Source organism: Campylobacter peloridis LMG 23910, from assembly GCF_000816785.1.
In the GTDB taxonomy this organism is placed as follows: domain Bacteria; phylum Campylobacterota; class Campylobacteria; order Campylobacterales; family Campylobacteraceae; genus Campylobacter_D; species Campylobacter_D peloridis.
Genome location: NZ_CP007766.1, coordinates 661,368 through 675,996 on the forward strand (window position 1 = coordinate 661,368; position 14,629 = coordinate 675,996).

The 14,629-nt window shown below is 25.5% G+C and carries 13 protein-coding genes; all 13 read left to right on the forward strand.

What is annotated here, in order from left to right; genetic code table 11:
- The first annotated feature begins 237 nt into the window (after positions 1-237).
- The 13 genes from CPEL_RS03295 to CPEL_RS09295 all read left to right on the forward strand — a co-directional run bounded on the left by CPEL_RS03295 (position 238) and on the right by CPEL_RS09295 (position 14,378).
- Complete coding sequence (locus tag CPEL_RS03295) at positions 238-1,833, forward strand: Tle-like phospholipase domain-containing protein (protein WP_044598595.1); 1,596 nt, start codon at positions 238-240, stop codon at positions 1,831-1,833.
- A gap of 7 nt (positions 1,834-1,840) precedes the next feature.
- Positions 1,841-3,271 carry a hypothetical protein gene (locus CPEL_RS03300; protein ID WP_084083556.1) on the forward strand — a complete coding sequence of 477 codons (1,431 nt, stop codon included), beginning with the start codon at positions 1,841-1,843 and terminating at the stop codon, positions 3,269-3,271.
- Positions 3,268-6,750 (forward strand): hypothetical protein, encoded by a 3,483-nt coding sequence (locus CPEL_RS03305; protein WP_044598596.1) that lies wholly within the window; start codon positions 3,268-3,270, stop codon positions 6,748-6,750. Before CPEL_RS03300 ends, CPEL_RS03305 begins: the two co-directional genes overlap by 4 nt.
- A gap of 10 nt (positions 6,751-6,760) precedes the next feature.
- On the forward strand, positions 6,761-8,062 hold the full coding sequence (locus CPEL_RS03310) for a hypothetical protein (RefSeq protein ID WP_044598597.1): 1,302 nt from the start codon (positions 6,761-6,763) through the stop codon (positions 8,060-8,062).
- 87 nt (positions 8,063-8,149) lie between these two features.
- A complete protein-coding gene (locus tag CPEL_RS03315) occupies positions 8,150-8,971 on the forward strand; it encodes a hypothetical protein (RefSeq protein ID WP_044598598.1) in 822 nt (273 codons plus the stop codon).
- A gap of 122 nt (positions 8,972-9,093) precedes the next feature.
- Positions 9,094-9,249, forward strand: coding sequence for a diadenosine tetraphosphate hydrolase (locus CPEL_RS09450; RefSeq protein ID WP_148308768.1), 156 nt, complete (start codon positions 9,094-9,096; stop codon positions 9,247-9,249).
- A 28-nt stretch (positions 9,250-9,277) separates the two neighbouring features.
- On the forward strand, positions 9,278-9,577 hold the full coding sequence (locus CPEL_RS03320; protein WP_044598575.1) for a hypothetical protein: 300 nt from the start codon (positions 9,278-9,280) through the stop codon (positions 9,575-9,577).
- Positions 9,487-9,906: a tRNA 2-selenouridine synthase gene (locus CPEL_RS09285; RefSeq protein WP_167332808.1), complete on the forward strand. Its 420-nt coding sequence runs from the start codon at positions 9,487-9,489 to the stop codon at positions 9,904-9,906. The genes CPEL_RS03320 and CPEL_RS09285 overlap by 91 nt, the downstream gene beginning before the upstream one ends.
- Entirely contained in the window at positions 9,906-10,028 is a 123-nt protein-coding gene (locus CPEL_RS09640) for a hypothetical protein (RefSeq protein WP_256378932.1), read from the forward strand. The genes CPEL_RS09285 and CPEL_RS09640 overlap by 1 nt, the downstream gene beginning before the upstream one ends.
- Positions 10,029-11,213: 1,185 nt before the next feature.
- Complete coding sequence (locus CPEL_RS03340; protein WP_044598577.1) at positions 11,214-11,639, forward strand: hypothetical protein; 426 nt, start codon at positions 11,214-11,216, stop codon at positions 11,637-11,639.
- Entirely contained in the window at positions 11,639-11,839 is a 201-nt protein-coding gene (locus CPEL_RS03345; RefSeq protein WP_044598578.1) for a hypothetical protein, read from the forward strand. Before CPEL_RS03340 ends, CPEL_RS03345 begins: the two co-directional genes overlap by 1 nt.
- Before the next feature lie 303 nt (positions 11,840-12,142).
- Positions 12,143-12,580, forward strand: a complete 438-nt coding sequence (locus tag CPEL_RS03355; RefSeq protein ID WP_044598580.1) for a hypothetical protein — start codon at positions 12,143-12,145, stop codon at positions 12,578-12,580.
- A gap of 256 nt (positions 12,581-12,836) precedes the next feature.
- On the forward strand, positions 12,837-14,378 hold the full coding sequence (locus CPEL_RS09295; protein WP_044598581.1) for an alpha/beta hydrolase family protein: 1,542 nt from the start codon (positions 12,837-12,839) through the stop codon (positions 14,376-14,378).
- Positions 14,379-14,629 lie beyond the last annotated feature (251 nt).

Sequence of the window (14,629 nt, forward strand, 5' to 3'; positions counted from 1 at the left end):
TACTTTATCTTTTTCCATTGTTGCCTTATTTTTGTTATTTGATTTATAAAAAAGCAAGAAATACAAAAAATATATTTGTTGCTATTTGTTGCTATTTGTTGCTATTTGTTGCTATTTGTTGCTATTTGTTGCTACTACTGATTAATAGAAATAATAGTAATTTTAAGTTGTACTTAATTATTATTGTGATACATATTGTAATATTTGCAATAATTTATTTAATTAAAAGAAATAAAAATGAAAACTCAAATCAATAATTTAAAAGATTATGCAGAACTTGCACAAGCTAGTTATTTTTATTTTGATTTTTTAAATACTAGAAATATATTTGAGTTAGATTCTAATCAAGAAAAAATTCAAGAAGAAAATTCTATTAGAGGTTATAGAGAAATAAAAGTAAATTTAGAACATGTTGTCAGTCAAAAATATAAAGATAAAAAAGTATTGATTAATTTAAGACAAGATAATGATTGGCAATCAAAAATATTAAATTTCTTTGATGAAAAGACAAATTTTGATAAACTAAATGGAGAATTTGGAGAATTACAAGCTAGGAATTTCTCTCAAAGATATGAGGTTCAATTTCATCAGCCTAACACTACAAGTGGCTTTAGTGCTACTTTGTTTTATGATAAAGAAAAAGATAAATTTGTGGTAGGATTTAGGGGAACTGAAGCTGATAATTTTATTAGCTCGATTCAAGATATAGCTCAAGACATAACTCTATCCCTCAATGGCAATCTCCAATCTTCTTCTCTTTTAGAATTTTTAGAACAAGTAAATAAAATAATCAAAAATAAACACAAAAGCATTATATTTGTAGGACATTCATTGGGTGGGTATTTAGCTCAAATGGCTTTGATATATTGCGATATTAAATATAAAGATAAATTATCTTTTAGTCCTAATGAAGTTTATACCTTTAATGCCCCTAGTGTTTATGGTTGGAATTTTCCTAATATAGCTATCAACCCTAATACAATAAAAATTATGCAAGATCTTTTAGGAAAATACACTATAGATATTTCAGAAAAAATCACTCATATTTATGATAATGGTAAAATTGAAATCATCGCTTCTGCTCAATATGGCTCACACAATAGACTGCCTATCTATACGGGTAAAGATTCTCACTCCATAATCCCCCTAACTCAAACTCTTTACTTCTACTCCTATCTTTTAGAATTAGATGCTAACCATAACAAAGTCAAAGATAAAAGTTTTAGTGAATGTATAGAGTATCTTAATCATTTTATGAAAAATATTCAAATATATACAGAAACTTTTGTGTTAAAAAATAATGCTATTAATAATAAAAATTTCGCTCTTAAAAATGGACCTCTTGGGCTTTTAAGAAGCTCTCCAGAAAAAATCAACCATTTTGAATATTTTCTTTCATTAATAGCCACCATAATGCAAGAAACAAATGGTATTTTAGAAGAGGTTGGAGATAATTATTATACAAGCTACAAAGCTCCTACCATTAGTCAAACAAAAATCATAGATTTTATTTTAAAAGCACATGAAAAAGAAAAATATATTTTAATTCTTGATAAAAATGATTTTAATAAATACAGAAAAGATTGTTCCTTTATTAATAATCAAGAAAATTTAGCTCATAAAATTGCCATTGGGGAATTTAGAATTTTCATTGTAGTTTATAAAGATATGAAATGTCTTGAAAATATTAATAATATAACAAAAATATACAGATATAATTCAAAAAGTTATAAAATAAAAGATCAAATTTGGGATGAGCAATATTTAGGTGGAGTTTGTAAAATATCACAAGCTTTGTATTTTAATGGAAAAGCTAAAATAGGTATTATTTAGGAAAATTATGATAGGTAAAGACTTTTTATATTCTATTCATAAAGATAAAAAAAGTATTTATTTGTTTTGTGAAAATAAAAGCATCATTGATTGTCAAAGTATTTATGATGAACTTTATAAATTAGAAGCAACGACAGATTTTACTTTTGAAGAACTCCAAAACTATCAAGCTTATATCTTCCTAAACTCCACCCTCCTTACAGGCTCAAGTGAACTTCCTAATAATCCTTTTTACTTTGGAGAATTAGATCAAGATAATGCTATAAAACAAGATACACCTAGTTATTATTTTTCTCCTAAAGATGAAGATAGTGGCAAAGGAAAACTTAGCATCTTTTATAAAAATGATGAACTTTGCTTGCTTAATTATTCTATTATAGAAAATTCTTTAAATATCAAATTAGAATGTTTAAGCAAGCAAAGCTTAGAGTATAAAGACTTAATTTCAAACACTCTAAAAGAACAAAAAACCATACAAATAAATAAAAAACAAGCTATAGCTAAACTTCATGCCCTTTTAGAAAATCAAAACCTAGAATGTATCCATGGAGGTAAAGTCATACTTCAATCAAACAAAGGAAAAACTTTTAAAGATGGTGGTGTGCCTATTATGCTAGAAAGTGATTTACTTAATTCTAGCATAAGTGGCTGTCCTAATACTATAGGAAAAGTAAGCTATCCTTGCACCAAGGTAGTAGATGTTAAAGGCTCTTTATCTCAAAAGAAAGTTAATAATGAATATGTAATCTTACAAGAACTCATCTTAGCTTGTGTCACAGATAAAGGCTTTCCTTTAAAAGTAAGCTTTGTACCTACTAAGTTTAAATTTGATCATAGTTTTAATCCTAAGGATGGTTTAGCCAAACAAAACAAAAACCAAACAAAGCTAAAAGAGTCTATAATAAGACTTCATTATAAAAGTGATAGATTTCAAAAAGATAACCTACCTATCTATAACCTTTTAATTAATAATGAAAAAAAAGAACAAAATAAAGCTTTAAGTGAATTAAATATAGATCAAAAAGATTTAAAAGATATAGAAGATGTTAATATTCTTAATCAATTCAAACAAGACTTTAGTAAAGATTATGAATTTAAAGAATTAAATTTTAGTTTTGATACTAATTTAATCAAACTTTATTTTATTATCCCAAAAAATATTGCTAAAGTTTATAAAAGTGCTTATAAAGAATTTGAATATAAAGATTTAGGAGCAGGGTATTTTACACAGCTACATGAGTATGATAAAATCATCAAAAATTCCCTAGAAGATAATAAAGAATTAAACGAATATCATTTTAGTTTTTTAGCTCCTGCTAAAATGCAAAATTTAAAATTTCAAATCGCAAATGGACTAGATGAGATCTTAGAAGATGAAGATAGAAAACAAGAGCTTTATGTTTGTAAATTTGTAGTAGTGAATGGGATTAAAATATGAAAATAAAAGATTTCACCTTAATTACATCAAATCATAATTTGGAAATTGAGTTAAAAAATCTTACCGAAAATGCTAATAAAATTATTTTTATATGTGGTGATTTTGATGGATATAAAGAAGCTAAGAATTCTTTGTATAAGACACTACATACTATTGAAGATAAATTTAAAAGTAACAAGAAAAAAACTTTTAAAATCATACATTTAAATCAAGCTAATAAAGATGAAATCACAAAAGAACAAAAATTTAGCTCTGATAAAAATTTATCTAGTATTAAAAAAATTATCTTTAATAATTTAAATTTTTTAAATAATGCAATCAATCAAAACAAAAATAAAACACTCAATAAAATTATTGATGAGAGCAATGAAAAAAATATTGAAAATTTTTTAAAAGGAATTCAAAAAGAATTAAATGCATTATTAAAAAATATCAAAGAATCTGATTATTTTGAGCAAGAGATTAAACCAAAGATACAACTTACCCTAGATACACTTTTTAATACACTTTTAAAAAATATCACTCAATCTAATGATGATGAATATAAGCAAATTATTAGAGCTATAGCAAAATTTTTTATCAATATATTAGATTCTGTAACCAATCTTAAAAAACCTATCTCTTTAGTTAAAAAAAATCCTTATGTTTTTGTTGTAAATACATTATTTGAAGTTTATAATTCTTCTTCTGACTATCAAGAGTATAAGGAACAAAAATATTATTATGATTTTGCTTATCCACTTTTAGAGCTTATTACTAGTAAGCTTTATCCTATTATCGCTTTGTGCAATGAAGAAATTTTATCTGATGTATTGATTATAGATGATAAAGTATTATTAGATTTTTCATCTTATTCTAATGCACCTTCTATTAGTCTTTATAAAAATAGTTTTTATAAAGTTATTTTAGATGAAGAATTTCAAGGTATTTTTGATCATTTTTTAGAAAATAATCCAAAAATTAAAAATGAAAAGTTAGATAATACGCTTTTAATTAATTCTAGTTTAAAAAATTTTGATACAACATTAAAAAAAGCAATCAATTCAAATATCTCTGAACTTAATCATTTCTTTTATGCAGAATATCCTGATTTAAATTCTTCTATACTAGTAGAAATGATACTAGATAAAAAAAATACTGATCAAATCAATACAACCAAAATGGGTAAAAATTATTTGTTTATTACCAATCCACCACAGCTTAACAATGCAGCACTTTGTGAAGATTTGTATCAAAAAAAATTAGGAGCAATAATAAAAAATCGCCCAAAAGCTCTTACAAAAAATGAAAAACTTGGATTAAAAGAGCAATTTCCTAGTAAAAGAGATTATGGTTCTTATTTTATAGAAAGAGATGTTAAAAAGGAAGATGATTTTGTATTGCAACTTTGTCCTTTTGTGAAACTTGATGGACAGATTTATCAAAAATATAAAAGGTATTTTAATTTTTATAATCAAACATATTCTCGGTTATTGTTTGATTTATTAGAGAGTACAAAACAATCAGTTGAGCAAGATTTTGCTTATATTGATAGCTTTTTTAAATTACCCAAAGAACTGGAAGAAATTAGCGAAAAAGAAAAAGAAAAAGTAAAAGAATATATCGGGCTTTTTAATAATTATTTAGATAATATCAATTCTGATTATGATCAAATGCAATTTTTTCTTGAGTTAGATCCATCAATATCCAAAACATATGAAAATGTAGATTTTAAGAAATACTCACCTTTAACGGTTGTTTTATTGACTTTGACTTTGTATGTTTTACAAAAAGACTTAGCTTCTACACAAGAATATTCTCTTGGTGTTAAAAATATTGTAATTCCAAATTTAGATTATGGTGATAAAGAAATTACACTTAATTATCAAAAGATTAAAATACCAAATTATTTTAATGAGTATATTTCATTTATCCCTGATGATATTTATTTTTATGATAATGATAAAAAAATTTACATCTTTTTATCTAAAGAATTAAATAAAAACAAAAAAGAAGATGAAGTTATCTATTTAGATGAATTAGCTAAAGCTATGTTTGAAAATGATTTTGAAGAAGATGATCAAACTTATGTGAATTTTTTAAAAACCTTAAACGAAAGCTTTGATGAGGAAATTGAATTTAAAGAAAATACACAAACAGATAAAACTCTTCCTTTGAAAAAAGATTTAGATAAAAGCATTCAAGAAATTATGCTTGATAATGAACTTGCAAAATTATCCATAGATATCACTTTTTTTAATATCATTAAGCAACTTTTTCCTTTTGCAGAATTTTTTATGAGCCAGCCTGATTTTTTTAAAAAAATGATTTTATTTTTTATAAATTCAAGCTTTGATAAAAAGCATTATGGCAATAAATTATTTTCTAGTTTTAAAGCGCATTTTTTTAAAGAACTAGGGATATTTTATGCACTTAATCCTAAAGGGCATTTTATAAAAATTAATCCAAAAAGTAAAAAGCCACTCAATAAGCTTTTTTTATATCAAATAGGAACAAATTATTATTATTTTAATCAATTAGAATGTGCAAGCGAGTTGAAAAAGTCAAAGAGTTTTTCAAGATTGGATAAAGCTAAGCAAATTCATTTGATATCAAAAGTAAAAAAACAATTAGCTATTGATTTTTCTATTAAAGTAAGTAAAAATTTAAGTGTAGATGTGTTAAAAAATTTAGCAGGATCTTTTATCGATACACTTTTGCCTACAAATTATGAAAGGTTAAAAATTTTATATGAAAAACTAATGTATGAAAAATTTACTTACAATTATGATTTTCCTTTAGCTGTAAAAAAAGAAGAATACTTAACCTATCCTTTATTGATAAATTCTAGATTTATGAGTTTTGATTTATCTGAGTTTATTTTTGGTTCTTTATTATGCACAGGTGGGCTTAATTATTATCCTAGTATTGCTTGTGCTACGACTTCAAGCAAAGCTAGGGAATTTGCCTTAAAAAGACTTTTATCTTATATTATTTTAGATGAGAAAAGAAGTGCTTTTAAGGAAGATAAAATCAATGAGGGCAAATACATCTTAAATGATAAGGAATTTTTTGAAGAAAACAATATAGAACTTAGAAATTGTAATATATGTAAGCTAGAGCATTTTCAAAGAAAAGAAGAGTATAAAACACAACACCCAGTGATAAAACAACACCCTATCTTAGCTTATAATGATGCTATACAAATTTTATATGAATATGCAAATGGTATTTATAGCACTACTCAAGATGAAAAGGGTAAGTTCATAGAAGATAGGCAAAAAGCAAGAAGATTGATGGAAAATTTAGAAGCCATAGGACAACATAATTTAGAAGTGATGTATAAGGGGATAGGGGATAAGAAGATAAAAAATGAAATTAAGATGAAAGAAGATGATGAAGAAAGCGATGATACTAATAAAGCCCAAGATTATTCTAATCAATTCATAGGCAGATTAGCCACTACTATAATCATGGAAGATGGTTTATATATAGGATGAAAGGATAAAAATGAATGGTAATAAAGATATTTACGAGATTTATACGCCTAATGGACTTATATTAGAAGTTGATAAAAATACAAATCAAATTATATTTGATAAAAGAGAAGATGGGCGTGAAGTAGGCAAATACACCCAAGAATATTCTAAAGCCCTTTTTGAAGCACACAATATCAAACAAAACTCCCCATACAAAGACTATCAACCTAGATATTTAGATCCTGAATTTCATACAGGAGAGAGATCTACTTTACTTGAATTTAAAGATTGGCAAAGTATTTATTTAAAAGATCCTATTAAAGGAGCTATAGCTCCTTGGACTAAAGCAGAAAAAGCTTATTATAACTCACTAAAAACTAAAAAAGAAAGATATAAATATTTAGTCATTAGAAGTGGTATAAGAAGTGTTGTTATAGATATACCTTATGAAGCTATAGGAGCTGTAGATGAAAAAGGAAATGTAGATCCTAAATATGAAAAATTATATAGAATAGTAGATGATAATAAACATAATCTAAGATCAAGTTTATTTCATAATGAATGGGGTATGGCAGCAGGAATATTGGGTGATTATAAATACCTAGCTAATGATATGTCCCAAAATGGTTTTAATGCAAGATTTATACAAGCTACTATACTTTATATACAATTAAGTGGAGGAAGTAGTATATTAGATAAACCTAATTTATTAGGTGCTATTTATGGTTATGCTGATATTGCTGTAGGAAGTGGTTTAGTAGGAGTGCATAAAAATCCTTTAAGAGAACAAGAAATTAAAACCTTAGCTAAGATTTTAAAACCTGATGAATTTGGTATGCTTCCTTTTATAGATGAAATTATGGGAGTAGATTGGGTGATTGATTATAATAAATATAGAATTTCTCGCGATGAATTTGGAAGTATGTATAGAGCCTTAAGAAGTGATATAGTTGAGGGTAAGATAAAAGATCCAAGGGATGTAGATTCTACTTATGAAAGCAGAAGAGAATTTGATCGCCATAGGGGAGGGTATTATAATGGCATGGTAAATGCCTATGGTTATGATATTCCAAATGATCGGAGTGAAGAAAGTGCACAATTAAGAATAGATTCTATGATTTTAACTGCCAAACTAGCAGCCCTAACTCCTCCTCAAGGCTATCCTAATGCACCTTATTATTTTACCCCTGAAAATCTAGAATGGTATTATAAAAAACACAAATTAGATGCTAAACTTGATCCAAGAATTCCTGCCATATATAGATATAATTTTCCAGAGTATTTAAGAGCTAAAATACTAGCTTATGCTAAAGAGCATAATATAAAAGAGTAAAAATAATGAATTTCATAACTAGACTAACTATGACTATAATAATGGAAGATGGTTTATGTATGGGTTAAATTAAAGAAAGGATAAACAATGCAAAAAATACTTCAAATTGATTTAGAAAAAAGAAAAGCCTTAGAGAATTTAAAAAATTTAAGCTTATTGGGTTTTGGTGGAGTTATGTTATTTAATCTAAATAAAGATGATTTGATTAAAGATAATGATATTTTTTCTATGCATAATATGAATCATTTTTTACAACTTAGTTTAGATCAATTTTACATACCTAATGCTTTTTTAAATATTTTAGAATTTTTACATATTAAAAAACATATTGATATAAAAGAATCTTTTCATATCAATATCTTAATCAATAGTGATACACTTTATAAAAATCCTTTATTACAATATAATATAAATAGAACAATTTCTAAAGATGATAATATCATTTATGCTTTAAAAAATACTTCTAGTATAAATCAAGCTTTTAAAAACTTAAAAGAATTACAAGAAGTATTATTAAAAGAAAATATATTTTTAAATTTTATAGACTTAAATAGTAAAGAAAGTCTTTTAAGTTTTTACAATCAAATATTAAGTAATCATCATCTTAAAGATTATTTTTATATAAAAAATAATCAATTTTTTATTAAAGAAGATATAAAAAATAAAATTGTATTTCACAATATCAATTCTTCTTCTATTATAAGTAATTATCTTAGCTTGTTAAATGATTTTAATACTTTAAGTAAGATAGAACTTATAAATATATTAGAAAGTTTAAGTTTATATAATCTCTCAACTTTAATGCAAGATATACAAAAAAGAAACTTAAAACTAGAATATAACTTAAAAAGCTTTGATAAAGATAATATCTTTTTATCTAATATGATTATGAATGTGAGATTGAAGTAAGTAAATGGTAGATTTAGCAGGTGTGATTTGTTAATCACAGCAAAGTATTTTTTGCTTATATGCTATATTTTATTGTTATAATTTATAAAAAGTGATGAAAAATATACAGGACAAAGTTACTGATGAACCCTAAAGAACTTATTTCTCAAATCAAAGACTATGCTGATATAGCAGATGCTAGTTATGCTATGCTTGATTTAATCGATGAGAATGATGAAAAAGGTTTTAATAGTATGTTAAATATAAAAACTAAATTTTACTTATACCAAGGTATTTGAAATAATATACTTTAAAAAGGAGTATCAAATGAAAATCACAATGATAATTCTAAGCTTATTTTCTTTAGTATCTTTAAGTGCATGTGCTTTTAAAGAAAATAAAGCAAGTGAATTAGAAACTCTTGCAAGTAATTATGGTGGAATTTATATCTTTGATAAAAAAATAAGAGAAGAGATATTGGAAAATGAAAGAAAGAAAGGAGAGGCAATGAAAAAAATGTCTTTAGGGGATGATTTTTGGGATCAATTAAAAATCATAGAAAAAAATTCCCTCAAGTCCTTTCTAATGGTTGTAAATATTATCGTAATGATTATAATTATAAAATAGGAGAATCAAACTTCAACTTCAAAGATAAACCCGAATTTGCATACTATGAAGATCAATTTAAAGCATATATGGGTGAAGAAAACTATAAAAAATTAAGACCTTATTTAGGTATGACAACTTATTATGTGTGTGAGGGTAAAAAATATCCTGTTGTTTTTGCTACTATGATAGATTATAAAGTAAAAAGCTATGGATTGTTTGGAGATGAAGGAAGAGGATTTAGCTTTTCTAGTATTAGTCGTAAAAGTGCAGGAGGAGGATCTTTTCATTATTTTACTAATGGTAAATTTGTAAAAAGTGATGAAAAATATACAGGACAAAGTTACTGATGAACCCTAAAGAATTTATCTCTCAAATCAAAGACTATGCTAATATAGCAGATGCTAGTTATGCTATGTTGGAATATGTTACTTTTAATGTTCTTGGTATTTATGGCTGGAATGGTTCCTAGTGTAATTATATTTTGATTTTTAAAAAGTAGGATAATTTTATTAAAAATATAAAAAGGAAAATAAATGGGTTTATTAAAAAAAATATACATTGCTTGGGGGATGTTTTGGGGAATTATTTTTTTGTTTAGTTCTTTATATGCTTATTTTAGTGATATAGAATTTTTGGTGATATGTTAAAGATTGCATTTTTTATATATTCTTATCCATTGTTACCTTACATATCATATTTAACACTACAAGAAACTATTAAATCCAAAAATATTTTTCTTTATTTTTCTTTATTTTTCTTTATTTTTCTTTATTTTTCTTTATTTTTCTTTATTTTTCTTTATTTTTCTTTATTTTTCTTTATCTCGGGGGGATTTTTTAATTATGTAATAATATTAGGTATTTATACAATATTATTTTTAATAATATCTATTAAATTTAGAAAAGAACTTTCTTATTATTTTTCTTTATTATTTTGTATTTTTTTATACATTTTTTTATATCTTTTTATTTTCTATATGGATTTAAAAAATGAGTAATAAAGCTCAAATTAACAATCTCAAAAATTATGCTAAACTTGTATAGATTGGTTTTTTTGATTTTTTAATAATAATTTAAATTTCAACAAAAAAGGAAGTAGTGTGATAATACTAAAAAATCTATATATTATTTGGATTATAATTTGGGGATTTGGGGCTATTTTAGGTTATTATATGGGATATGATGCAACTTTTACTAAAATATTCTTTTTTCTTGTTATACTTTATCTTTTTCCATTGTTGCCTTATTTGCATTATTTAATTTTTGAAAAAGCAAAGAACAAAAATATATTCATTTCTATTTGTTATTATCTACTATTATTTGTTATTACCGCTTATTATTTTACTTTAATATATTCATGTGGAGCAAATTTTTTAACATTTTTTATAATGATTACTTTATATATGATTATTTGTAGTGCTATAATTTTATGGAAATTTAAAATAAATTTAAGATTATATTTTTACATAATTTTATGTATTTTTACTTATCTCTATATAGTTTTACATGTTTTTATAGTATGTTATGAAATAGAATGGGCAGATATACTGTTAGATAAAGATATAAGGATATATATTTACGGAGAAATAATTAATTTGCTTACGGAGCAATAATTTGTTTTATAATAAATCTTATTTTTATAGGGGAATAAATTAATGAAAACTCAAATCAATAATTTAAAAGATTATGCAGAACTTGCATGGGCTAGTTATTTTTATTTTGATTTAAAAGGTTGCATATTACAAGAAAATGAAACTATCGTTACTTTAAATGAGCTTGTAAGTTTAAGTTATAACGGAAACATAGCTGGAAGAAAAGAAAAGGTCGGACAAGAATATAGTTTTATTGGCAAAGGTGAATTAAATGGAGAATTTGGAGAATTACAAGCTAGGAATTTCTCTCAAAGATATGAGGTTCAATTTCATCAGCCTAACACTTTAAGTGGTTTTAGTGCTACTTTGTTTGGAGAAAAAAGAAAACAAATTGATAGTAAAACTAAAGAAAAAATCTATACAAGTGAATATGGCTATATCAATTATATTTTAGCCATTAGAGGAATAGAGCCTAAGGAAGTCAAATAATGAAAAAGTTTCTTGCACCTAAAAAGATTATCTTAGTATTTATTACATTATTTGGAATTTATCTACTTGGAATCCCGCTTTATTATACTCCTTATGAATTACAATCAAGTTATTGGAAGTTTAAGAAAATATGTGAGTTAGATATTACACCGCCTTCTAAAAAAAAGAACAGAGAAAGCATTAAAATTATTTGGAGTTAATCCTAGTGATTTACAAAATAATTTAAAACTTGAGAATAATAATTATATTGCACGATTTAGATATGATACTGAGAGAATAAAAGCTCAGTTAAATATTAAAATGGATTTGGAAAAAAATATAATAGAAATCAATGAATCAGGCTCAATTTGGTATGATTGGAGACCTATGATATTAGGCAATGAAGGCAATATGGATTTTAGAGTTATGTGGAATAATTATATTACCTGTGGTAATATCTATATTAAAGAGATGCCAGAATGTTTTAAAGATAATAAGTTTATCTGTAATTTTAAGGAGGCAAAATGACAAATAAAGAGATAGTTGAAAAACTACGAGATAACGCTGAGTTAGCATGGGCTAGCTATGGATATTTTCACTATTTTTTAGAACAGCAAAGTAAATCTCACTTTCTTGTAATGCAAGATAGGCAAGGCAATGAAATTAGAGACGCTGACAATAAACCTAAAATTCAAGAAATTTACATTACGGATATTTTGAATACAAACTATAAAAATCATAGAGTTGTTGAATTTGTTCAGTTAGATAAAGAACAAAAAGAAATTACTATCAGCAAGCTCGATGGCGACTTCTCCCCACTCCAAGCCAAACAATTCTTAGATAGATATGATTTATTAATCCATCAAACAAATACAGAGTCAAGCTTTTCTGCTGCTTTGTTCTATGATACATACAAAGATGGTTTCGTGGTGTGGTTTAGGGAAACAGAATGCGGATTCTAAAAATACTTTATATTTGTTGGATTATATTATGTGTTGTAGGTTGGTTTATATCTCCTATTGTTGGACATAATCCAAATAGGGTTGAGGAGTTTTTTATAATGCTTGGTTGGATAGTCTTTCCACTAATGATAGCCAATCTATGGCTTTTTGGAATAACAAGAATTAAAAAATATTTAAGGAATTTTTTAATATTGTTTTTATATTACCCTTTGGCATTTGCTCTGTTTTTGGTGCTAAATTAACTTTAGGAGACTAAATGAAAGAATTAATCAACAATCTAAGAGACTATGCCGAGTTGGCTCAAGCAAGTTATTTTAACTTTATGTATATCAATAACGATGAGCGAGAAATGGATAGTTATAAAATAGGGCAAAATAGATTCCCTAAAGATAAAGACAATATAGAAAATTTAGAATATACAAAGACCTTATCTAAAAAATATAAAGATTATTTTATTTATGATGATTCCATTGCACTATATCCGACACTTAATGGAGAATTTGGGGAGATTCAAGCTAAAAACTTTGCTAAAAAATATGAGATTAAATTCCACCAACCAAATACGGCTTCTGGCTTTAGTGCTACTTTGTTTTATGATAAAGAAAAAGATAAGTTTGTAGTAGGGTTTAGGGGGACAGAGGGACTTTGGAGTATGGATACTTTGGCGGATATAGGGCTTACCTTTGGTAAGGGCGATTTTCAACTTAATGCTTTAAAGCAATTTTTATTAGACATAGCACCTATTTTAAACAAAGTAGATTCAAATAATATTATTTTTATAGGGCATTCTTTAGGCGGATATTTAGCAGTTATAGCAATGCAATTTTGCGATACTATTGATAGGAGCTTAAATACACAATTTAATGCAATCAAATTTATGGCATCGCAAGTCTATACTTTTAATTCTCCTGCTATTGATGAGATTGATAATATGCTAATGCGGGCTTTGGCAGCATTATTAGATAAAAATATTATGGAGCAAGTCTTAAATCCCCAAAAAGTATATTGTGTCTATGACAGCGGTGGTATAAATATCATCGCTTCTGCTCAATATGGCTCACACAATAGACTGCCTATCTATACGGGTAAAGATTCTCACTCCATAATCCCCCTAACTCAAACTCTTTACTTCTACTCCTATCTTTTAGAATTAGATGCTAACCATAACAAAGTCAAAGATAAAAGTTTTAGTGAATGTATAGAGTATCTTAATCATTTTATGAAAAATATTCAAATATATACAGAAACTTTTGTGTTAAAAAATAATGCTATTAATAATAAAAATTTCGCTCTTAAAAATGGACCTCTTGGGCTTTTAAGAAGCTCTCCAGAAAAAATCAACCATTTTGAATATTTTCTTTCATTAATAGCCACCATAATGCAAGAAACAAATGGTATTTTAGAAGAGGTTGGAGATAATTATTATACAAGCTACAAAGCTCCTACCATTAGTCAAACAAAAATCATAGATTTTATTTTAAAAGCACATGAAAAAGAAAAATATATTTTAATTCTTGATAAAAATGATTTTAATAAATACAGAAAAGATTGTTCCTTTATTAATAATCAAGAAAATTTAGCTCATAAAATTGCCATTGGGGAATTTAGAATTTTCATTGTAGTTTATAAAGATATGAAATGTCTTGAAAATATTAATAATATAACAAAAATATACAGATATAATTCAAAAAGTTATAAAATAAAAGATCAAATTTGGGATGAGCAATATTTAGGTGGAGTTTGTAAAATATCACAAGCTTTGTATTTTAATGGAAAAGCTAAAATAGGTATTATTTAGGAAAATTATGATAGGTAGAGACTTTTTATATTCTATTCATAAAGATAAAAAAAGTATTTATTTGTTTTGTGAAAATAAAAGCATCATTGATTGTCAAAGTATTTATGATGAACTTTATAAATTAGAAGCAACGACAGATTTTACTTTTGAAGAACTCCAAAACTATCAAGCTTATATCTTCCTAAACTCCACCCTCCTTACAGGCTCAAGTGAACTTCCTAATAATCCTTTTTACTTTGGAGAATTAGATC